At 59.5% G+C, this 20,445-nt stretch carries 22 protein-coding genes; 12 read left to right on the forward strand and 10 right to left on the reverse strand.

Annotated elements, in window-relative coordinates:
- Positions 1-23 precede the first annotated feature (23 nt).
- The 4 genes from JNB71_RS00680 to JNB71_RS00695 all read right to left on the reverse strand — a co-directional run bounded on the left by JNB71_RS00680 (position 24) and on the right by JNB71_RS00695 (position 4,296).
- Positions 24-800: an amino acid ABC transporter ATP-binding protein gene (locus JNB71_RS00680; protein WP_018325183.1), complete on the reverse strand. Its 777-nt coding sequence runs from the start codon at positions 798-800 to the stop codon at positions 24-26.
- A gap of 17 nt (positions 801-817) precedes the next feature.
- A complete protein-coding gene (locus JNB71_RS00685) occupies positions 818-1,975 on the reverse strand; it encodes an amino acid ABC transporter permease (RefSeq protein ID WP_220369953.1) in 1,158 nt (385 codons plus the stop codon).
- 4 nt (positions 1,976-1,979) lie between these two features.
- Complete coding sequence (locus JNB71_RS00690) at positions 1,980-3,173, reverse strand: amino acid ABC transporter permease (RefSeq protein WP_220369954.1); 1,194 nt, start codon at positions 3,171-3,173, stop codon at positions 1,980-1,982.
- A gap of 97 nt (positions 3,174-3,270) precedes the next feature.
- On the reverse strand, positions 3,271-4,296 hold the full coding sequence (locus tag JNB71_RS00695) for an amino acid ABC transporter substrate-binding protein (RefSeq protein ID WP_220369955.1): 1,026 nt from the start codon (positions 4,294-4,296) through the stop codon (positions 3,271-3,273).
- 367 nt (positions 4,297-4,663) lie between these two features.
- On the opposite strand from JNB71_RS00695, the gene JNB71_RS00700 reads away from it, so the two are divergent.
- A complete protein-coding gene (locus tag JNB71_RS00700; protein ID WP_220369956.1) occupies positions 4,664-5,854 on the forward strand; it encodes a cystathionine beta-lyase in 1,191 nt (396 codons plus the stop codon).
- 3 nt (positions 5,855-5,857) lie between these two features.
- Here JNB71_RS00700 and JNB71_RS00705 read toward each other — a convergent pair whose 3' ends face one another.
- A complete protein-coding gene (locus JNB71_RS00705; RefSeq protein WP_220369957.1) occupies positions 5,858-7,015 on the reverse strand; it encodes an FAD-dependent monooxygenase in 1,158 nt (385 codons plus the stop codon).
- Between the two features lie 24 nt (positions 7,016-7,039).
- Positions 7,040-7,285: a zinc-finger domain-containing protein gene (locus tag JNB71_RS00710; protein WP_220369958.1), complete on the reverse strand. Its 246-nt coding sequence runs from the start codon at positions 7,283-7,285 to the stop codon at positions 7,040-7,042.
- A gap of 170 nt (positions 7,286-7,455) precedes the next feature.
- Here JNB71_RS00710 and JNB71_RS00715 point away from each other — a divergent pair, with 170 nt between their 5' ends.
- From JNB71_RS00715 to JNB71_RS00750, 8 genes are all read left to right on the forward strand, one after another.
- On the forward strand, positions 7,456-8,241 hold the full coding sequence (locus JNB71_RS00715; RefSeq protein WP_220369959.1) for an alpha/beta fold hydrolase: 786 nt from the start codon (positions 7,456-7,458) through the stop codon (positions 8,239-8,241).
- A 102-nt stretch (positions 8,242-8,343) separates the two neighbouring features.
- A complete protein-coding gene (gene cysE, locus JNB71_RS00720) occupies positions 8,344-9,171 on the forward strand; it encodes a serine O-acetyltransferase (RefSeq protein WP_220369960.1) in 828 nt (275 codons plus the stop codon).
- A gap of 101 nt (positions 9,172-9,272) precedes the next feature.
- Positions 9,273-9,476: a DUF3126 family protein gene (locus JNB71_RS00725; protein ID WP_018325192.1), complete on the forward strand. Its 204-nt coding sequence runs from the start codon at positions 9,273-9,275 to the stop codon at positions 9,474-9,476.
- 232 nt (positions 9,477-9,708) lie between these two features.
- The gene (locus JNB71_RS00730; RefSeq protein WP_220369961.1) at positions 9,709-10,068 is read left to right on the forward strand and encodes a phasin family protein; all 360 of its coding nucleotides are present in this window, start codon (positions 9,709-9,711) and stop codon (positions 10,066-10,068) included.
- Between the two features lie 254 nt (positions 10,069-10,322).
- A complete protein-coding gene (clpS, locus tag JNB71_RS00735; RefSeq protein ID WP_018325194.1) occupies positions 10,323-10,676 on the forward strand; it encodes an ATP-dependent Clp protease adapter ClpS in 354 nt (117 codons plus the stop codon).
- A gap of 9 nt (positions 10,677-10,685) precedes the next feature.
- Positions 10,686-13,208, forward strand: coding sequence for an ATP-dependent Clp protease ATP-binding subunit ClpA (gene clpA, locus JNB71_RS00740; RefSeq protein ID WP_220369962.1), 2,523 nt, complete (start codon positions 10,686-10,688; stop codon positions 13,206-13,208).
- An 80-nt stretch (positions 13,209-13,288) separates the two neighbouring features.
- Positions 13,289-14,026, forward strand: coding sequence for an AzlC family ABC transporter permease (locus JNB71_RS00745; RefSeq protein ID WP_220369963.1), 738 nt, complete (start codon positions 13,289-13,291; stop codon positions 14,024-14,026).
- Entirely contained in the window at positions 14,023-14,367 is a 345-nt protein-coding gene (locus JNB71_RS00750) for an AzlD domain-containing protein (protein WP_220369964.1), read from the forward strand. Before JNB71_RS00745 ends, JNB71_RS00750 begins: the two co-directional genes overlap by 4 nt.
- A 6-nt stretch (positions 14,368-14,373) precedes the next feature.
- Here JNB71_RS00750 and JNB71_RS00755 read toward each other — a convergent pair whose 3' ends face one another.
- The 4 genes from JNB71_RS00755 to JNB71_RS00770 are packed head-to-tail and all read right to left on the reverse strand — an operon-like array spanning position 14,374 to position 17,253.
- Complete coding sequence (locus JNB71_RS00755; RefSeq protein WP_220369965.1) at positions 14,374-14,805, reverse strand: HIT family protein; 432 nt, start codon at positions 14,803-14,805, stop codon at positions 14,374-14,376.
- A 43-nt stretch (positions 14,806-14,848) separates the two neighbouring features.
- Entirely contained in the window at positions 14,849-16,042 is a 1,194-nt protein-coding gene (locus tag JNB71_RS00760; RefSeq protein ID WP_220369966.1) for a GNAT family N-acetyltransferase, read from the reverse strand.
- A gap of 3 nt (positions 16,043-16,045) precedes the next feature.
- A complete protein-coding gene (locus JNB71_RS00765) occupies positions 16,046-16,771 on the reverse strand; it encodes a glycerophosphodiester phosphodiesterase (protein ID WP_220369967.1) in 726 nt (241 codons plus the stop codon).
- Between the two features lie 14 nt (positions 16,772-16,785).
- A complete protein-coding gene (locus tag JNB71_RS00770; protein WP_220369968.1) occupies positions 16,786-17,253 on the reverse strand; it encodes a RidA family protein in 468 nt (155 codons plus the stop codon).
- A 147-nt stretch (positions 17,254-17,400) separates the two neighbouring features.
- Here JNB71_RS00770 and JNB71_RS00775 point away from each other — a divergent pair, with 147 nt between their 5' ends.
- From JNB71_RS00775 to tsf, 3 genes are all read left to right on the forward strand, one after another.
- Positions 17,401-18,228 (forward strand): cell envelope integrity EipB family protein, encoded by an 828-nt coding sequence (locus tag JNB71_RS00775; protein WP_220369969.1) that lies wholly within the window; start codon positions 17,401-17,403, stop codon positions 18,226-18,228.
- A gap of 186 nt (positions 18,229-18,414) precedes the next feature.
- Entirely contained in the window at positions 18,415-19,182 is a 768-nt protein-coding gene (gene rpsB, locus JNB71_RS00780; protein WP_220369970.1) for a 30S ribosomal protein S2, read from the forward strand.
- A gap of 249 nt (positions 19,183-19,431) precedes the next feature.
- Entirely contained in the window at positions 19,432-20,355 is a 924-nt protein-coding gene (tsf, locus tag JNB71_RS00785) for a translation elongation factor Ts (RefSeq protein ID WP_220369971.1), read from the forward strand.
- Positions 20,356-20,445: the final 90 nt, after the last annotated feature.

Below are 20,445 nucleotides of genomic sequence, written 5' to 3' on the forward strand. Positions count from 1 at the left end.
TTTCTGGATCGCGACAGACCCAGCTAGTGCAGGATCTGGCTGAGGAAGAGCTTGGTGCGCTCGTGCTGCGGATTGTCGAAGAACTCGGCCGGCGAGTTCTGCTCGACGATCTGGCCCTGGTCCATGAAGATCACGCGGTTGGCGACCTGGCGGGCGAAACCCATTTCGTGGGTGACGCACAGCATGGTCATGCCTTCCTCAGCGAGACCGACCATGGTGTCGAGCACTTCCTTGATCATTTCCGGATCGAGCGCCGAGGTTGGCTCGTCGAACAGCATGACGCGCGGGTTCATGCACAGCGATCGGGCAATCGCCACACGCTGCTGCTGGCCACCGGAGAGCTGACCCGGATATTTGTTGGCCTGTTCCGGGATCTTGACGCGCTTGAGGAAGTGCATGGCGACTTCTTCCGCCTGCTTCTTCGGCATCTTGCGCACCCAGATCGGCGCCAGGGTGCAGTTTTCCAGGATCGTCAGATGCGGGAAGAGGTTGAAGTGCTGGAACACCATGCCGACTTCGCGCCGCACTTCGTCGATCTTCTTGAGATCATTCGTCAATTCGATGCCGTCGACGACGATCTTGCCCTTCTGGTGTTCTTCCAGCCGGTTGATGCAGCGGATCATCGTCGATTTGCCGGAACCTGACGGGCCGGCGATGACGATGCGCTCGCCGCGCATGACCTTGAGATTGATGTCGCGCAGAACGTGGAAATCCCCGTACCACTTGTTCATGCCGACGATTTCAATAGCGACGTCCGTGGACGAGACGGTCAGTTTCGATGCCAAAGCTTCATTTGCCATGACGTTTTCCCCTTATGTTATCGTTTGTGGCCCTTGTCGAGCAGGCGTTCCATGAAGCCGGAATAGCGCGACATGCCGAAGCAGAAAAGCCAGAAAGTGAAGCCCGCAAAGACGAGGCCCGACAGTGGCGTGACGGGTGATGCCCAGTTGGCGTCCGAGAAGTTCTGGCGAACGATGCCGAGCAGGTCGAACATGCCGATGATCGAGACCAGCGACGTATCCTTGAACAGCCCGATAAAGGTGTTGACGATACCCGGGATCACCAGTTTCAGCGCCTGTGGCAGGATGATCAGCCGCATCTTCTGCCAGTAGCCGAGCCCCAGCGAATCCGCGCCCTCGGATTGTCCTTTCGGAATGGCCTGCAGACCGCCGCGCACCACTTCCGCCATGTAGGCGGATGCGAAGAACGACACCCCGATCAGTGCGCGCAGGAATTTGTCGACTGTCATGCCCTGGGGCAAGAACAGTGGCAGCATCACGCTTGCCATGAAGAGAACGGTGATCAGCGGGATGCCGCGGACGATTTCGATGAAGATCGTGCAGATCATCCGGATGACCGGCATTTTCGATCGCCGCCCCAGCGCCAGAACGATGCCGAAAGGCAAGGAAACGGCGATCCCCACGAAGGAAAGAATGAGCGTGACCATCAGGCCACCCCAGAGCGGGGTTTCAACATAGGTGAGCCCAAAGACGCCGCCGAGCAGAAGGAAGAAGGCGACGACCGGAAGCGCCCCGAACAGGAGAATGGCATTCCATCCCTTGTAGGGGATTTTCGGTATCAGCATCGGCACGAGAAGGGCAACGAACAGGATACCCACCAGTGTTGGGCGCCAGCGCTCTTCGATCGGATATCGGCCGAACAGGAACTGGTCGAACTTTGCGCCGACGAAGGCCCAGCAGGCGCCGCTCCACCCTTCCGGCTGCGAGCCGCCCTGGGCAACGGTCGCACAAACTCCACGACCACCACCGGTCCAGGCTGCGTCGATGAACAGCCATTTGATCATCGGCGGCAGGAACCATGCAAGCAGCAGGATGGCAATAATCGTCAGCACCGAATCCTGGGGCGTGGCGAAGAGGTTCTTCCGGAACCAGGCAATATAGCCTTTTTCCAGTGTCGGGGGTTGCGATGGGGCCAGCATGCTGGTGCGAACGAAATTGGCTTGAGGCGCGTTCATGATCTTATCTCTCCACCAGTGCCATCTTGGCGTTGAACCAGTTCATGAACAGCGATGTCGACAGGCTGAGCGTCAGATAGACGACGATCCAGATGCTGACGACTTCAACGGCCTGACCGGTCTGGTTGAGAATCGTGCCACCGACGGCAACCAGATCGGCGTAACCGACCGCGATAGCCAACGAGGAGTTTTTCGTCAGGTTGAGATATTGGCTGGTCAGCGGTGGGATGATGATCCGCATCGCCTGCGGCACGACGACCAGGCGGGTGGTCAGGCCCGGGCGAATGCCGAGTGCGTGCGCAGCCTCGGTCTGGCCGTGGCTGACACCGCGAATACCGGCACGGACGATTTCCGCGATGAAAGCCGCGGTGTAGAACGACAAGGCCAGGAACAGCGACAGGAATTCCGGACCGACCACCGAGCCGCCCGTCAGGTTGAATTTGCCGGCAATCGGCACGTCGAACGAAATCGGCATACCGGTGGCAAGGAAAGTCACGAGTGGCAGGCCGATCAACATGGCGAGCACGATCCAAAGGACCGGTGGACGCTTGCCTGTCGCCATCTGCTTTTTGTTCGCGTATCGCACAAAGGCAATGCTGGCAATGACCGCGATGATCAGCGCGTAGAAGGTAAACTGCGCACCGCTGTCGAAAATGGGCCGGGGAAAGGCAAGGCCGCGATTGTTGATGTACATGTTGAGCGGCAACGCCATTGACTCGCGCGGCTGCGGCAAGACGGCGAGAACGCCAGAATACCAGAAGAAGATGACGAGCAGCGGCGGAATGTTGCGGAAAACCTCGACATAGATCATCGCCAGCTTGGCGATCAGCCAGTTCTTCGACAACCGGCCGATGCCGATCAGAAAGCCGATGATCGTTGCCGTGATGATGCCTGTCACCGCGACGAGGATCGTGTTGAAGAAGCCGACGACCAGCGCACGGCCATAGGTCGAATCACTGGTGAAGGCGATCAACGACTGGCCGACATCGAAGCCGGCGCGGCCATTGAGGAAGCCGTAACCGGAAGCGATATTTGCACGCTTGAGATTCTCGATCGTATTATCGGTAACCCAGTAGACGAAAACGACGAGCAAAAGCAGCGTTATGCCTTGGTAGATATAACCGCGGACCTTGGGATCGTTCAGGACCGAACCGGTCGACTTGTCCCTGCCAGGCGGAATCGTGGCGTCAATTGTCATTCAGAGCCTCTTTATCCCCTATTCGCCCTGTTTCGAGCGATTCTTATTATTGGAAGAGAAAGCGGCCGGAGCCGCTTTCTCGCGTTGTCAAACGCGCTCAGCGGACCGGCGGTGCGTACTGGATGCCGCCCTTGCTCCACAGCGCGTTCAAGCCGCGTTCGATCTTGAGCGGGCTGCCGCTGCCGATGTTGCGGTCGAAGATTTCGCCGTAGTTACCGACACCCTTGATGACCTTCACGGCCCAATCGTTTTCGAGACCGAGATCGGTACCGATCTTGGTATCGGCTTCAACGCCGAGGAAGCGCTGGATGTCCGGGTTCGGGGACTTCTTCATTTCTTCGACGTTCGCCTGGGTAATGCCGAAATCTTCTGCATTGATCAGCGCGTAGTGCACCCAGCTGACGATGTCGAACCACTGGTCGTCACCCTGGCGAACGGCCGGGCCGAGCGGCTCCTTGGAAATGATTTCCGGAAGGATCATGTGATCGTCCGGGGCAGCCAGGGTCAGACGCAGCGAGTAAAGGCCAGACTGGTCGGTCGTGTAGACGTCGCAACGGCCAGCGTCATAGGCAGCGTTCACTTCTTCGAGCTTTTCGAAGACAACCGGATTGTACTGCAGGTTGTTGGCCTTGAAGTAGTCGGCAAGATTGAGCTCGGTCGTGGTGCCGGTCTGGACGCAGACGGCAGCGCCGGAAAGCTCAAGCGCGGACTTGACGTTCAGCGACTTGCGGACCATGAAGCCCTGGCCGTCATAATAGTTGACCGGGCGGAAGTTGAAGCCGAGCGCCGTATCGCGGTTGATGGTCCAGGTCGTGTTACGGGCAAGCACATCGACTTCGCCCGACTGAAGCGCGGGGAAACGGTCCTTGGCGGAGGTCGGCGTGTATTTCACCTTCGTGGCGTCGCCGAAAATGGCTGCGGCAATGGCTTTGCAGTAATCGACGTCGAAGCCGCTCCAGTTGCCAGATGCGTCAGGCGATGCAAAGCCGGTCAGGCCGGTGTTGACGCCGCACTGCAGGAAGCCCTTTGCCTTGACGTCGCCAAGCGTCGTTGCCGACGCGGCCTGAGCGCCAAGCCCCATGACGGCAGCGCCGATAAGCGCTGTCAGAATTCTTTTTGCCATTTTTAGAACCTTTTTCTGTTGTCTTTGTTCTTGTCCACACCCGCAGCTCGCAGTCGAGCGCAAGGCGCGGCCCCCGCCACCCTCCTGGCGCGAGTGCTCTATCTCATTCCCAAAACCGCGCAGGGTCAAGGACACGTTGCCGTTTTTCTAGGTCGCACGTAGAGAATCGTTGCTGGAGCCGCATGTTTGGGCAATTTTTAGCTGTTGAAAGCATTTTTTTGTATAAAAAACCGCCAGAATCCAGATTTTTGTCACGAGAATCGATTTTTTCAACGATTGGATAGCCGTTCGCCGCGAAGGCTCTTGACCCATCCGGAGAGCGGGTCGACAAGTGCGGCAACACGATAGACCTCGGACGGATTCTCCCATGAATGACAAGAAGAGCTTTCTCGCCGGCGCGGGTGCAAATACGCGGCTGGCTCACATCGGCAACGATCCTTCGGACTACCATGGTTTCGTGAACCCGCCTGTCGTGCATGCGTCGACCGTCCTCTTTCCCAATGCAAGGACCATGGAGACCCGGGCGCAGAAATACACCTATGGCACGCGCGGAACGCCGACCACAGACGCGTTGTGCGAGGCCATCGACGAACTGGAAGGCTCGGCCGGAACCATCCTCGTTCCTTCGGGGCTTGCCGCCGTCACTGTTCCGTTCCTGGCGTTCCTCGCTGCCGGCGACCATGCGCTGATCGTCGATTCGGTCTATTTCCCAACCCGGCATTTCTGCGACACGATGCTGAAGCGCCTCGGAGTGAGTGTTGACTACTACGATCCGATGATCGGTGCCGGCATCGAAAGCCTGATCAAGCCCAACACGAAGCTCGTACACACCGAAGCGCCGGGCTCGAATACGTTCGAAATGCAGGATATTAGCGCGATTTCGGCGGTCGCCCACCGCCACGGCTGCGTCGTGACAATGGACAATACCTGGGCGACGCCGCTTTATTTCAAACCGCTCGACCACGGCGTCGATATCTCGATTCACGCGTCGACCAAATACCCCTCCGGTCATTCCGACATCCTGCTCGGAACCGTATCGGCCAATGCCGCGCACTGGGAGCAACTCAAGGAAGCCAATATCACGCTCGGCATCTGCGCTTCTCCTGATGACAGCTACCAGATCCTGCGCGGCCTGCGCACCATGGGCGTTCGCCTCGACAGGCATCAGGAAAGCACGTTGAACATCGCCCGCTGGCTGGAGGAGCGCGAGGACGTTGCGCGCGTGCTGCATCCGGCACTGCCGAGTTTTCCGGGGCACGAACTCTGGAAGCGGGATTTTGCCGGATCCAGCGGTATTTTTTCCTTCGTCCTGAAGACCGATAGCCCGGACCGCTTCAAGGCCAAGGCCCATGCCTTCCTTGATGCATTGTCGCTGTTCGGGCTCGGTTATTCCTGGGGCGGCTTCGAAAGCCTCGCCCTCCATGTCGGCTTGTCTGATCGTAAGGTCTGTAAAGCGCCCAGCGAAGGTCCGGTTCTTCGCCTGCAGATCGGCCTGGAGGACGTGGCGGATATCCGCAAGGATATCGAGGCCGGCCTGGCGGCGGCAAAATCCATGTAATCCTCAGTCGCGCGGTTCGTATCCATAGAGCCAGTCGAAATCGGCGGCCAGGCTTTCAGGCCGCCGTAGCGCCAGTACCAGATCACGCCCGAACCGGACGGGGCCGCGGGCGTGATAGACGAACCGGTTGAAAGCGCCGCGGGAGCGGACATGCGCGACGCGAGCTTTCCTGTGATCGGCAAAGGCTGCGAGGGACTGCCCACCAGCGACGAAGGCCGCAAGTTCGAACGCGTCTTCAATCGCCATTGCGGCGCCCTGGGCGGCAAACGGCATCATCGCGTGGGCTGCGTCGCCGATCAGGACTGTTGTGCCGTGACGCCATGTGCCTTCGCTGACCTCGAAGAGCGGCCAGATCGTCGGCTCCGGCGCGTTCCGCAGCATGTTGACAATCTCCGGATGCCAGCCGGAGAAGGCGGCTAGCAGCTGTTTTCGCGCTTTGTCTGGCGCGAGGACGCGATCGGGCGCTTCCTTCGGATATTGTCCGCCGGTGATTGCCACGACATTGAAGCTGTGCAGCCGCGGTAGCGGGTAGACGACGAGGTGCGCACCTGCGCCGAGAAATGCTGACACGGTCGTCTTATCGAAAATCGCTGGGGCATTTGCCTGACTTAGCGTCAATCGCCACGCGACATTGCCGGAAAACCGTGCTTTGCCAGATCCTTGGATATGATTCCTGATCTTGGACCAGACGCCGTCGGCGCCGATGACGAGGCTGGGCTCCTTGCCGAGGACACGCGTCATGGAATCGCTTGATCCGTCATCGATCCGCAACCCAAGATGAAGGCGACACAGCGGCTCGGCTTCGACCGCGGCAAGCAGGACCTTCTGAAGGTCGGCCCTGTGCAGGACGCCGTAGGGTGCTTTCCAGCGGTGCCGGGCGAAGGATCCGGACGGCACCGACGCAATCGTTCGAAACGTGGTCCCGTGGATAAGGCGGATTTCCGCCGGTTCGCACCACACCTCTTCAAGCTGCGGCGTCAGCCCCAGTGCGCCGAGGATGCGGGTGGCGTTGGGGGAGAGTTGCAGTCCGGCGCCCGTCTCGCTCAGGACTGGAGCCTGCTCGAGGATGTCGCTCGCGATGCCCTTGCGGGCAAGGCACAACGCTGCCGTGAGGCCGGCGATGCCGGCTCCCACGATCGCAACCGCCCCAGCCTGCGTCATGGAAAAGACTTTCGCCGGAACGTGTCAGGCAGCCTTTGCATTGAAGGTGCAGCCATCCGGCACCGTCTCGTCCGCATGAAGCTTGGCATTGTAGCGGTACAGCGTCGAACAGTAGGAACAAACCTTCTCGTTGTCGTCGCCCATGTCGATATAGATGTGGGGGTGATCAAACGGAACGGAGGCCCCAGTACACATGAATTCCTTGACGCCGATCTCGATCACCGCGTGGCCGCCGTCGTTCTGAAAGTGAGGGATACCGTGCCCGGCCATGTCATGCTCCACTTGCGTCGTCTGGAAGAATAGTCGAATTCGGCGGCACCATAGAAAGCTTTGTGCAAAAAGTGTAGCGGCAAAGATGCCGCGGCCGCGCGTTTTTTGCCGCGCCGGGGTTTTCCCTATCGGGCCGGTATCATAGGTTCGGCGAAAAACAGGACATTCCCATGGATTTGAATCCCCCGCCTTTTTCGACATTTTCCCATGATGGGCTGAACATCGCCTATTTCGACGAGGGCGACCCGTCGGGCGATCCGATACTTCTCATTCATGGATTTGCCTCCACCGCCAATGTAAACTGGGTCTACCCGGGTTGGCTGAAGACGCTCGGCGATGCCGGATATCGGGTGGTCGCACTCGATAATCGCGGCCATGGCGCCAGCGACAAGCCGCATGATCCGACCGTTTACCACCCAGCGGCAATGGCCGGCGACGCGATCGCGCTGCTCGACCATCTCGGCATCGCCGAGGCGCATTTGATGGGTTATTCCATGGGGGCGCGCATTTCCGCCTTTCTGACGCTCGCCAATCCCCATCGCGTCCGCTCCCTCATTCTCGGCGGGCTCGGGATCGGCATGGTGACCGGGGTCGGAGAATGGGATCCGATCGCAGACGCGCTCACTGCGCCGTCCCTCGATGTGGTGACCCATGAGCGCGGCCGTATGTTCCGTGCCTTTGCCGACCAGACGAAAAGTGACCGCCATGCACTTGCGGCCTGCATCTCGACCTCGCGCGACCTCCTATCCATCGAGGAGGTGGGGCGGATCGATGTGCCGGTGCTGGTTGCCGTGGGTACGAAGGACGATATTGCCGGCTCGCCGCAAGAGCTCGCCACGCTCATGCCGCACGCGCGGGCGCTGGATATTCCCGGCCGGGACCATATGCTGGCAGTCGGCGACCGGGTGTTCAAGAAAGCCGCGCTCGAATTTCTGGCGAGGGTCGGGCAGGCGTGAAGCAGCCGCAGTGTTTTAACGCTCATTTTCGGACAGGCATTTATATCCTGGCCGATTTGGCCTATATCATCATCTGACGACGGACTACGAAGGAGAGCGGCGATGGTCGCCAGAACTGACATACGCCCGACCGAGACCGTGAAGATCATGGACCCGATCTGGGATGCCCTGCAGGAGGAGGCGCGCGCCGCCGCCCAGCAGGATCCCTTGCTTGCGGCGTTTCTCTACTCGACCATCATCAATCAGCGTTCGCTGGAAGATAGCGTCATCTATCGCATATGCGAGCGGCTCGATCACCCCGACCTGCAGGCCAACCTGCTGCGCCAGACCTTCGCGGAAATGCTGGAAGACTGGCCGGAATGGGGGACGATCCTGCGCGTCGATATCCAGGCGGTCTACGACCGCGACCCGGCCTGCACGCGGTTCCTGGAGGCAATCCTCTATTTCAAGGGGTTCCATGCGATCCAGACCCATCGGCTGGCGCATTGGCTGCTGAACCGTGGCCGCCGCGATTTTGCCCTCTACCTGCAGAGCCGCTCTTCCTCCGTATTCCAGACCGATATCAATCCGGCAGCACGCGTCGGCAAGGGCATATTCCTTGATCACGCAACGGGGCTCGTCGTCGGAGAAACCGCGGTGATCGGCGACAATGTCTCCATCCTGCATGGCGTGACGCTCGGCGGCACCGGCAAAGAGGGCAGCGACCGTCATCCGAAGATCGGCAATGGCGTGCTGATCGGTGCCGGGGCGAAGATTTTGGGTAACATCCACATCGGCAATTGCTCACGCGTGGCTGCCGGGTCGGTCGTGCTCAAGGAAGTCCCGCCGAAAACCACGGTGGCCGGCGTCCCGGCGCGGGTCGTGGGCGAGGCGGGCTGCTCCGAGCCGTCGCGTTCCATGGACCAGTTGCTGGTTTCGTTCGAGATCTGATTTGCAGCGATTTGTCGGCTGGCGGCCGAGCCAAGGGGTTTACACCGCTCGAGGCGCCGTGCAAGAAGCGGCGCAAATCAAACCCGCCATGGAGAAAAGACTTGAAGCCCGAAGAAATCAGAAAACTCGAAGCCTATTTCAAGCGCACTTTCAACCAGTCGATGGTCATCAAGGCGCGTCCGAAGAAGGACGAGTCCGCCGAAGTCTACCTCGGCGATGAGTTTCTGGGCGTTGTCTTCCGTGATGAGGAAGATGGGGAACTGTCCTACAATTTCTCGATGGCCATTCTCGACATCGACCTCTGAACGCTCGCTCCAGTTGAGTCGATTATTTCTAACCCGGCTCTGATTTCAGGCCGGGTTTTTTCATAAATCATATTATTCATTTATTTTTTTGGAAAAAACCGCTCCACTTCCGCCGTTTTTCATCAAGCTGTTGCAATGACAGTATTTTATTGCGCTGCACGTATACATTGACTTTATTGTGCAGCGCACATAGATTGCAGTTGTCGTGAGCGTCAAAAAGAGGAGCAGCCCGATGTTCAATTTCGAAGATGCAAACAAGAAAAGCAAAGAAACGATTGACACGTTGTTGAAGAGCTATGCCACGCTGACCAAGGCCTTCCAGGCGATCGCCACCGAAGCCGCCGACTATTCGAAGAAGAGTTTTGAGGACGGCGTTGCGCACCTTGAAAAGATCACCTCCGTCAAGAGCGTCGACGCTGCTTTCGAACTGCAGACCAACTACTTGAAATCGGTCTATGAAAGCTATGTGGCTGAGGCCTCGAAGATCGGCGAAATGTATGCCGACCTCGCCAAGGATGCCTACAAGCCCTACGAAGCCCCGATAGCCAAGGCGACGGCTGCCGTCAAGTCCACGACCGCTGCCGCAGCGTAACATAGCGATCCACGCCTCCACATCAGTTCTTGAAAAACCGGCTGCGCGTCGCGCGGCCGGTTTTTTGTTGCCCGCATCAGGTGGGGCGGCCGGCGGGGCAAGAAAGTTGGTCAATCTTTGGCTCTGTGACGCAAATATGATTGCAGTGCAGGAGAACAGCCTTAAAATCCGGAAAAGAGCCACTAGATTATGTTTCACGAAAAGGCCGTGAATACCTCCCAAGCATTTGCGGCCGGACAAGGGAATGAAGTAGAATGATCGCCATGCCGGTCTGGATGCAAAAAGACAGCGACGGGGATGGGGGCAATGCCAACCGCGGCACGTCTGTCATCACTCGGACAAAGCCGAAGACCAAGAAGCCGAGCCTGTACCGCGTACTGCTTTTGAATGACGACTACACGCCAATGGAATTCGTGATTCACATACTGGAGCGGTTTTTCCAGAAGGATCGCGAAGCGGCAACACTGATCATGCTGCACGTGCACAACCACGGCGTGGGTGAATGCGGTGTATTCACCTACGAAGTTGCCGAAACCAAAGTGACGCAAGTGATGGATTTCGCCCGCCAGCATCAGCATCCGCTGCAATGCGTCATGGAAAAGAAATGAGGAACTGACGTGCCAACATTTTCGACCAGCCTTGAAAAGGCGCTGCACCAGGCTCTGACGCTGGCCAATGAGCGCCATCACGAATATGCCACGCTGGAGCATCTGCTGCTGGCGCTGATCGACGATGCCGACGCGTCGGCGGTCATGGGGGCATGCAATGTCAATCTCGACAGCCTTCGCAAGACCGTCTCAGACTATGTCGACAACGAACTCGGCAATCTGGTTACAGGTTATGACGAGGATTCCAAGCCGACGGCGGGCTTTCAACGGGTTATCCAGCGCGCAGTCATCCACGTTCAATCGTCGGGTCGAGAAGAGGTGACGGGGGCAAACGTTCTTGTTGCCATCTTCGCCGAACGTGAGAGCCATGCCGCCTATTTCCTGCAGGAGCAGGAGATGACCCGTTACGACGCGGTCAATTTCATCTCGCACGGCATCGGCAAGCGACCAGGATCGTCGGAGACACGTACCCCCCGCGGCGCCGACGAGCCGGAATCCGAGCAAAAGCCTTCGCGCGAGCAGGACGAAGCCGGACCGAAGAAGCAGCAGGATGCGCTGACCGCCTATTGTATTAACCTCAACGAGAAGGCCAAGGGTGGCAAGATCGATCCGCTGATCGGCCGCCACTCGGAGGTCAATCGCACCATCCAGATCTTGTGCCGCCGTTCGAAGAACAACCCGCTCTACGTCGGCGACCCCGGCGTCGGCAAGACGGCGATTGCCGAAGGCCTCGCCAAGCGCATTGTCGAGAAGAAGGTGCCCGAAGCGTTGCAGGACGCAACGATCTTCTCTCTCGACATGGGCACGCTGTTGGCTGGAACGCGGTATCGCGGCGACTTCGAAGAACGCTTGAAACAGGTCGTCAAGGAACTGGAAGACTATCCGGGTGCTGTCCTGTTCATCGACGAGATTCACACCGTGATCGGCGCCGGGGCGACCTCGGGCGGCGCCATGGACGCCTCCAACCTGTTGAAGCCGGCTCTGTCCTCCGGGTCGATCCGCTGCATTGGCTCGACCACCTACAAGGAATATCGCCAGTTCTTCGAGAAGGACCGGGCACTCGTCCGCCGCTTCCAGAAGATCGACGTCAACGAACCGACGATCCCCGATACGATCGAGATCATGAAGGGCCTGAAGCCCTATTTCGAGGATTATCACAAGCTGAAATACTCGAACGAGGCGATCAAGTCTGCCGTCGAGCTTTCGGCCCGCTACATCAATGACCGCAAGCTGCCGGACAAGGCAATCGACGTGATCGACGAGACCGGCGCCGCGCAGATGTTGCTGCCGCAGAACAAGCGGCGCAAACTGATTACCGAGAAGGAGATCGAAGCGACGATCGCGACAATGGCCCGCATTCCGCCGAAGACCGTTTCCAAGGACGACGAGACCGTGCTCGCCAACCTGGAAAAGGAACTGCGGTCGGTCGTCTACGGTCAGGATCTGGCGATCGAGGCCCTGGCTTCGGCGATCAAGCTGGCGCGTGCCGGCCTTCGCGAACCGAACAAGCCGATCGGCTCCTATGTCTTCTCCGGTCCGACAGGTGTCGGCAAGACGGAAGTTGCCAAACAGCTCGCGGTCTCGCTCGGGGTGGAACTCATTCGTTTCGACATGTCGGAATATATGGAGCGCCATACGGTCTCGCGCCTGCTTGGCGCGCCTCCCGGCTATGTCGGCTTCGACCAGGGCGGTCTCTTGACCGATAGCATCGACCAGCATCCGCATTCGGTGTTGCTGCTCGATGAGATCGAGAAGGCCCATCCGGATCTGTTCAACATCCTGCTGCAGGTCATGGACCATGGCTCGCTGACGGATCACAACGGCAAGAAGATAGACTTCCGTAACGTCATCCTGATCATGACGACGAATGCCGGCGCGTCCGACATGGCCAAGGCCGCGATCGGCTTCGGTTCCTCGAAGCGCGAAGGCGACGACGTCGAGGCGCTGAACCGGCTGTTCACGCCCGAATTCCGCAACCGTCTCGATGCGGTGATCCCGTTCGGCTCGCTGCCGACGCCCGTCATCCACCAGGTGGTGCAGAAGTTCGTCATGCAGCTTGAAACGCAGCTTGCCGAGCGCAACGTGACCTTCGACCTGCATCCGGATGCGATCGCCTGGCTCGCCGACAAGGGCTACGACGAGAAGATGGGCGCACGGCCGCTGGCGCGCGTCATCCAGGAAAGTGTCAAGAAGCCGCTGGCCGACGAAATCCTCTTCGGCAAGCTGAAGAAGGGCGGTGTCGTCAAGGTGACCGTCGGTATCAAGGCCGATGGCACCAAGGGTCTGATCCTCGACGCCGTGCCGGAAACGGCGCGGATCAAGCCGAAGGCCGAGGTCGTCGCGCCGGTACGGAAATCAGCCAAGGCGGCAAAGCCGAAGGAAATGGAAATCGTCGGCGCTGATCCGGAAGGTAACGCCAAGCCGAAGAAGGCTGCGAAGGCAACTGCCAAGACTGATGAGCCCGGCAGTGCCATTCCCCCGGCAGCGCCCCGCAAGGGACGCACGGTGCCGAAGGTGCCGCGCAAGAAGTAAGCGGCTGCAACATACAGACACAGTGCCGGGCGGAATGGTCCGGCACTGTTTTTTTGTGGCATGAACCAGCGGATGCTCTGATGAAACATGGCGAGACGGCCGGCTCTGCGCGGCATTGGTTCCTGGCCGGCATGATGGGCATATTCAGCCTGCCGGCGACCATCCTGATGCTGTCCTTCGTCGGCTTTTGCGCCTTCACCGCGCAGGCCGGTATCCCGGTAGAGCAGGTGGTATTCATGGTCGGCGCCGTTTGGGCACTGCCCGCCAAGGTCATCCTCGTCAGCTCGATCCTCGGTGGTGCCAATGTCCTGACGGCCTTTATCGCGGTGACCCTGTCCTCCATCCGGCTGATGCCGATGGTGGCGGCCCTCGTGCCCGAAATCCGCACGCAGCGGACTCCGACCTGGCTGCTGCTGTTACTCTCCCATTTCGTGGCGATCACCGCATGGGTGTTTGCAATGGAGCGGGTGCAATCGGTGCCGCGGGAGCGGCGCATCGTCTTTTTCGCCGGGTTCGGCATAACGCTCGTGCTGGCCAACATGACACTCGTGGCGGTCGTCTACCAGTTCGTGACTGAGTTTCCGCCGATTGTCGCCGGCTGCCTGTTCTTCCTGACGCCCGTCTATTTTCTCGCGTCGATCTGGAGTTCGGCGCGTCACCCGGTAATTTACGTGGCGCTCGCTGTCGGCCTCGTCGCCGGTCCGGTATTCTACTGGGTCGCGCCGGAGTTCGACATCCTGCTGGCCGGCGTCGGCGGCGGAACGGTCGCGTGGCTCGCCGAGCGTAGCTGGCGCCAACGCAAGGAGGCGCGCGCATGACAGTGCTTGAAGGCTGGTGGGCCTATGTCTTTATCGCGATCGCTGGCTGGCTTGCGACGGATATCTGGCGCTGGCTGGGGGTGCTGGCGGGCAACCGGCTGCGGGAGGATTCGGAAGCTTTGAACTGGGTGAGGGCGGTTGCAACCGCTCTGGTAGCCGCGGTCATCGCCAAGCTCGTTCTCTACCCGACCGGGGTGCTGGAACAATCGCCGCTCTGGCTTCGCCTCGGATCTGTTGTCGCGGGCGCGGTGGCCTTTTTTGCCGCGCGCCAGAAGCCCGCGATCGGTATCGCCACGGCCATCGGTGTCCTGGCCGTGGGCTTGTACGCGCTCGGATTCTGAGCAGCCTCAGCCGGCAAGCGCCTGCCTGATTTTTTCGGCATTTGCCGCAAGAACCGACCCGTCTTCCATCTTGCCGGAATGCGACCGCAACGGCACGCCCTCGCGACGGGGAATGACGTGGAAATGCAGGTGGAACACCGATTGGCCTGCCGGCGCCTCATTGAACTGCATGATCGTCACGCCGTCGGCATCGAACGCTTCCTGCGCCGCAATGGCGATTTTCTGGACAACCGCAATCAACGGGCCGAGTGTTGCAGGATCGGCGTCGAGAATGTTGCGCGATGCTGCTTTCGGGATGACCAGGACGTGGCCTTCAGCCTGTGGCATGACATCCATGATGGCAAGCGTGCTGTTGTCTTCATAGACTTTCTGCGCGGGGATCTCGCCGCGCAGGATCCTGGCAAAAATATTGTCGCTTTCGTAGGCGCCGCTGTTCATCTGCCTCTTCCTTCCACGATGTGTCTTCAAATGGTTGCCGTGATCAGTCGTCCAGGTCCGGCCGCTCGCCTTTGCGGAACGGGCTGTGATCGGCAAGAATACCGCCGATCTGCTCGACTTCCCGCCGCTCGCGGTCGAGATAATCCGCGACAGCGCGTTTCAATCCGGGATGGGCGATGAAATGTGCCGAATGGGTGGTCACCGGAAGATACCCACGCGCCAGCTTGTGTTCACCCTGCGCGCCGGCCTCTACGCGCTTCAGTCCTCTGGAAATCGCAAAATCGATCGCCTGGTGATAACAGACCTCAAAATGCAGGAAGGGATGGTTTTCGATGGCCCCCCAATGGCGGCCGTAAAGTGCGTCGCTGCCGATGAAATTGATCGCGCCGGCAATATAGCGGCCGTTGCGCTTGGCCATGACCAGCAGGATGTCGTCCGCCATCCGCTCGCCGATCAGCGAATAGAATTTGCGGGTAAGATACGGACGGCCCCATTTGCGGCTACCGGTATCCATGTAGAAAGCGAAGAACTGGTCCCATATGCTTTCCGTCAGATCCCTGCCGGTCAGCCAATCGATGCTGATGCCGTGCTCAACCGCCGTCCGGCGCTCCTTCTTGAGCGCCTTGCGTTTGCGGGACGCGAGTGTTTCCAGGAAATCGTTGTGGGATGTGTAGCCGTCATTGAGGAAATGAAACTGCTGGTCGGTCCGGTGCAGGAAACCGGCGTTTTCGAATGTCGGCATTTCCTCTTGCGGCACGAAGGTCACGTGTGCCGATGACACCTTGTGGCGGCGCGCCAGTTCCTGCAACCCGGAAGCGAGTGACTCGCGAACCACGCCCGCATTGGCGCTTGTCGCACTCAAGAGCCGCGGTCCGGTCGCCGGAGTGAAAGGGACCGCGCATTGCAATTTCGGATAGTAGCGTCCGCCGGCCCGCTCGAGCGCATCGGCCCAGCCATGATCGAAGACATATTCGCCCTGACTGTGGTTTTTCAGATAGCAGACGAGACCGCCTGCAAGGCTTCCGTCGCTGGCCTCCATCAACAGGTGCTGGCCAAGCCAGCCGGTATCCGCGGTGGCCGAGCCGGATTCCTCCAGCGACGAGAGATAGGCGTGCGAAACGAACGGATTGTAGACACCGCCGTTCTGTCCTTTGGCGGTCCCGGACAATCCGTCCCAGCTTTCCTTCGAAATATCCTGAAAGGAGGTTTCGATGCGGATTTTCACTTCGCCTGTCATTCTCTAAGCGGTGAGCCTTTCCTTTGGATCAAATCCTTCGAACGTCATCTGGTCCGCATGATTGAACGTGTGATCCGCGCCAGCCTGATCCCTCACGGTCCAGGTCAGAACCGGTCTTCCAAGGGCGCGTTCCTTGGTGATGAACGAATTTGGCAAATCCCCATAGAAATAGGAAATGAAATCAAGACCAAGCTGCATCGCTTCTTCGTGAATGAAGAAGGACTCCGGCTGGTTGCCACCGGCCGTCAGCCCCAGAGGATAGGGTGGATCAAGCGCCTTCAGGTCCTTGAGCAGCCAGTGGTCGAAGCTCATCAGGGCAACATGGCCCTGGTAGCCTTCCAGCGTTTCGAGCACCGCGTCGGCAAAGCCCTCGTCGTCGCCCTTGCGGCCCTTGAGTTCGAGGATCAGCGGCACGCGCCCTTTCACAAGCCGTAGAAGTTGGCCGAGCGTCGGCACCTTGTCGGCGGTGCCGCCGATCGCGACGAGTGCAAGTTCACCGGCGGTCTTTTCTCGGATGTCGCCCTTGATGCCGCAAAGCCGCTGCATGTCGTCATCGTGGAAGATCACGGGCACGCTGTCTGCGCTATATTGCAGGTCGCATTCAATGGCGAAGCCATGTTCCACCGCCCGGGAAAAGGCAGACAGCGTGTTTTCCCAGATGGCATGGTTCATGTCGTGATAGCCGCGGTGCGCGATCGGTTGCGCGGTCAGCCAGGAGAGGTCTTTCATGGGACGGGATTCCGTTATGCGATTTCGATGACGGCATCGATCTCGACGGCGGCATTGAAGGGCAGGGCGGCCATGCCGACGGCTGCGCGGGCGTGAATCCCGGAATCGCCGAGAACCTTTGCGATCAGGTTGGATGCCCCGTTCATGACCAGATGCTGTTCGATAAATGTCGTGGTGGAGGCGATGAAGCCGTTGAGCTTGACGATGCGGCGGATGCGCGAGAGATCGCCGCCAAGTGCGGCCTTGGCCTGGGCGAGGATATTGATGGCGCAGAGTTCGGCTGCACGCTGGCCTGTCGCGACGTCGACACCGTCGCCCAGATGTCCGGTTATGGCAACCTTGCCGTTCTCCATCGGCAGTTGGCCGGAGATATATAGATGCGATCCGCTGATGACGAAGGGGACATAGTTTGCGGCCGGAGCTGCGGCTTGCGGCAGGGTGATTCCCAGCTCCTTGATGCGTGCTTCGATTTCTGCGGACATGGATAACTCCGTTGTGTTTTGTCACCAAATGCTGCATGCAAGGCGTGATTCACGAAGTGATAAAATACCGCTTCGCGATCATCTATGCCTCGCTTTCGCCGGATGTGTTCTTATAGCATTGGCAGCGAGTCCAACAGGAGGAAACGGATGTTTCGTTCAGGCTTTGCCTCCGCCATTCTGGCATGGGCGTGTTTCTCAGGCGTGACGGTCGGCGGCGCTTCTGCGGCTTCCGCCAATATCCTGGTGCCCCACCGTGCCGTGTATGATCTGGAACTCAAAGACGCATCCGAGCGCTCCGGCATTTCCGGCATGTACGGGCGGATGGTCTATGAATTCAACGGCTCCGCCTGCGAGGGATATACCGTCAGTTTCCGTTTCGTCACCAAGGTCGATACCGGCGAGGAAGTGAGGCTGACGGACCAGCAAACGACGACATACGAGGACCTGAAGAACGGCAATTTCCGTTTCCTGACGCGTTCGTTCACCGACGAGAAGCTGGACAAGGAAGTGCGCGGCTCCGCCCACGAGGCCGAGCAAGGCGTGAAGGTCGATCTGACTTCGCCGGACAAGCGTCAGGTCGATCTCGCCCAGAGCCTGTTTCCGACCGAGCACATGCTGGAGGTCATCGATCGGGCAAAGAAGGGGGATACCCTGTTCGAATCCCGCATCTTCGACGGTTCCGACTCGGGCGACAAGGCGCTGATTACCACGACGATGGTGGGCAAACAGCGAAACCCGGTTGCCGATGACGGCGACGCCGGCAAAGCCGGCGCCATGGCTTCCAAGCCCTACTGGCCGGTGACCATCTCCTATTTCAACGACGACATGACCGGTGACGCGCTGCCGATCTACCGCATGGAGTTCAAGCTCTACGAAAACGGCATCACCCGCGATCTGACGATGGACTACGGCGACTTCGTGCTGACCGGCAAGCTCGCTGATCTCGAAGTCTTCAAGCAGGGCGACTGCAAGTAGAGGCCGCGCCGTACTAATTTTATGTCTTCGCCCTTGATTTATCGGGCAACAGGGGATATGGGCACCGCATTCCACACGTAAGGTTTGGGACCGTCCGGGAGAAATCCGGCCAGTTCCACCCGGTGGCGCCTTCGAAGAAGGTGCTGTTTGCCTTGCGGAGGTTCAACCGGAAAAGGAGAAAAAGGCATGGCATTGCCTGATTTCAGCATGCGCCAGCTTCTGGAAGCTGGTGTTCACTTCGGTCACCAGACTCATCGCTGGAACCCGAAAATGAAGCCGTACATCTTCGGCGATCGCTCGAACGTTCACATCATCGACCTCGCACAGACCGTGCCGATGCTGTCGCGCGCCCTGCAGGTCGTCAGCGACACGGTTGCCAAGGGTGGCCGCGTTCTGTTCGTCGGCACCAAGCGCCAGGCGTCCGAAATCATCGCTGACGCTGCCAAGCGTTCGGCCCAGTACTACGTCAACGCGCGCTGGCTCGGCGGCATGATGACCAACTGGAAGACGATTTCGAACTCGATCCAGCGCCTGCGCAAGCTCGACGAAATCCTCGCTTCCGAAGCCTCCGGCTTCACCAAGAAGGAGCGTCTGAACCTTGAGCGCGAACGCGAAAAGCTGAACCGCGCCCTCGGCGGTATCCGCGACATGGGCGGCGTGCCGGACCTGATGTTCATCATCGACACCAACAAGGAATCGATCGCCATCGATGAAGCCAAGCGCCTTGGCATCCCGGTCGTCGCGATCATCGATTCCAACTGCGACCCGGACCAGATCGATTACCCGATCCCCGGCAACGACGACGCTTCGCGTGCGATCTCGCTCTATTGCGATCTGATCTCCCGCGCTGCCCTTGACGGTATCGCCCGTCAGCAGAGCTCGTCCGGTCGCGACCTCGGCGCCTCTGCCGAACTGCCGATCGAGCCGGCTCTCGAAGAAGCCGCCGAAGCCTGATCGGGCCGGACGGCGGGACCTTCCCGCCGCTCCTCTAGATAAAATCAGGGCAAGGCCGTTTACGACTGAAGAAGTGAACGGCCTTGTTCTTTTGCATCGGCCAAGGACACTGGCTTTCATGATGCGCATCATCGGGATGAAGCTTTCATCACGATGTCACATTCAGGGGTCATGCCCTGCCACATCCTCCTGGTATCGCGCCGGCATTCTGGCTTGCGGACCAGCCGAACAAACGAAGAGGCAAAAAAGATGAGCATTACTGCAGCAATGGTGAAGGAACTGCGCGAAAAGACCGGCGCAGGCATGATGGATTGCAAGAAGGCACTCGGCGAAACCAATGGCGACATGGAAGCCGCGATCGACTGGCTGCGCGCCAAGGGCATTGCCAAGGCCGACAAGAAGTCCGGCCGTGCAGCTGCCGAAGGCTTGATCGGCGTTGCCAGCAGCGGCAACAAGGCCGTCGTCATCGAACTCAACTCGGAAACCGACTTCGTTGCCCGCAACGATGCCTTCCAGGACCTGGTTCGCGGAGTTGCCGGCGTCGCTCTCGGCACCAATGGCTCGGTTGAAGCGATTTCCGCCGCCAACTACCCGGCGACCGGCAAGTCCGTTGCTGAAAGCATCACCGATGCGATCGCCACGATCGGCGAGAACATGGCGCTGCGCCGTTCCGCTTTGCTGTCGGTCGAAGACGGTGTCGTTGCCACTTACGTTCACAACTCCGTTGCGGACGGCCTCGGCAAGCTCGGCGTTCTCGTCGCGCTGAAGTCGACCGGCGACAAGGACGCGCTGAACGCCATCGGCCGCCAGGTTGCCATGCACATCGCCGCCACCAACCCGCTGGCCATCCGTTCGACCGAGGTTGATCCGGTCGTTGCCGACCGCGAGCGCTCGATCTTCATCGAGCAGTCCCGCGCTTCCGGCAAGCCGGACAATATCATCGAAAAGATGGTTGAAGGCCGCATGCGCAAGTTCTTCGAGGAAGTTGCTCTTCTCTCGCAGGCTTTCGTCATGAACCCGGACCTGACCGTTGAAGCTGCCGTCAAGGAAGCTGAAAAGGCTGTCGGCGCACCGATCGAAGTTGTCGGCATGGCCCGTCTTCTTCTGGGCGAAGGCGTCGAGAAGGAAGAAAGCGACTTCGCCGCTGAAGTGGCAGCCGTCGCCAAGGGTTGATTTCTTCATCCTGATTGGGAAAACCGGGGGGCATCGCGTGACAACGCGATGCCCTTCGTGTATCCGGCATCATCATCCGCTTGACGCAGG

The sequence above is a fragment of the Rhizobium herbae genome (assembly GCF_019511375.1).
In the GTDB taxonomy this organism is placed as follows: Bacteria; Pseudomonadota; Alphaproteobacteria; order Rhizobiales; family Rhizobiaceae; genus Pararhizobium; species Pararhizobium herbae_A.

Bases quoted from the DNA above. Each gene is read 5' to 3' on its own strand.
- JNB71_RS00710 (WP_220369958.1), bottom strand. From the start codon at position 7,285: ATGGCCGGGCACGGTATCCCTCACTTTCAGAACGACGGCGGCCACGCG.
- JNB71_RS00695 (WP_220369955.1), bottom strand. From the start codon at position 4,296: ATGGCAAAAAGAATTCTGACAGCGCTTATCGGCGCTGCCGTCATGGGG.
- JNB71_RS00765 (WP_220369967.1), bottom strand. From the start codon at position 16,771: ATGAAAGACCTCTCCTGGCTGACCGCGCAACCGATCGCGCACCGCGGC.
- JNB71_RS00685 (WP_220369953.1), bottom strand. From the start codon at position 1,975: ATGAACGCGCCTCAAGCCAATTTCGTTCGCACCAGCATGCTGGCCCCA.
- JNB71_RS00700 (WP_220369956.1), top strand. From the start codon at position 4,664: ATGAATGACAAGAAGAGCTTTCTCGCCGGCGCGGGTGCAAATACGCGG.
- JNB71_RS00760 (WP_220369966.1), bottom strand. From the start codon at position 16,042: ATGACAGGCGAAGTGAAAATCCGCATCGAAACCTCCTTTCAGGATATT.
- JNB71_RS00730 (WP_220369961.1), top strand. From the start codon at position 9,709: ATGTTCAATTTCGAAGATGCAAACAAGAAAAGCAAAGAAACGATTGAC.
- JNB71_RS00775 (WP_220369969.1), top strand. From the start codon at position 17,401: ATGTTTCGTTCAGGCTTTGCCTCCGCCATTCTGGCATGGGCGTGTTTC.
- JNB71_RS00755 (WP_220369965.1), bottom strand. From the start codon at position 14,805: ATGAACAGCGGCGCCTACGAAAGCGACAATATTTTTGCCAGGATCCTG.
- JNB71_RS00680 (WP_018325183.1), bottom strand. From the start codon at position 800: ATGGCAAATGAAGCTTTGGCATCGAAACTGACCGTCTCGTCCACGGAC.
- JNB71_RS00705 (WP_220369957.1), bottom strand. From the start codon at position 7,015: ATGACGCAGGCTGGGGCGGTTGCGATCGTGGGAGCCGGCATCGCCGGC.
- cysE (WP_220369960.1), top strand. From the start codon at position 8,344: ATGGTCGCCAGAACTGACATACGCCCGACCGAGACCGTGAAGATCATG.
- JNB71_RS00745 (WP_220369963.1), top strand. From the start codon at position 13,289: ATGAAACATGGCGAGACGGCCGGCTCTGCGCGGCATTGGTTCCTGGCC.
- JNB71_RS00750 (WP_220369964.1), top strand. From the start codon at position 14,023: ATGACAGTGCTTGAAGGCTGGTGGGCCTATGTCTTTATCGCGATCGCT.
- tsf (WP_220369971.1), top strand. From the start codon at position 19,432: ATGAGCATTACTGCAGCAATGGTGAAGGAACTGCGCGAAAAGACCGGC.
- JNB71_RS00770 (WP_220369968.1), bottom strand. From the start codon at position 17,253: ATGTCCGCAGAAATCGAAGCACGCATCAAGGAGCTGGGAATCACCCTG.
- rpsB (WP_220369970.1), top strand. From the start codon at position 18,415: ATGGCATTGCCTGATTTCAGCATGCGCCAGCTTCTGGAAGCTGGTGTT.
- JNB71_RS00690 (WP_220369954.1), bottom strand. From the start codon at position 3,173: ATGACAATTGACGCCACGATTCCGCCTGGCAGGGACAAGTCGACCGGT.
- clpS (WP_018325194.1), top strand. From the start codon at position 10,323: ATGATCGCCATGCCGGTCTGGATGCAAAAAGACAGCGACGGGGATGGG.
- JNB71_RS00715 (WP_220369959.1), top strand. From the start codon at position 7,456: ATGGATTTGAATCCCCCGCCTTTTTCGACATTTTCCCATGATGGGCTG.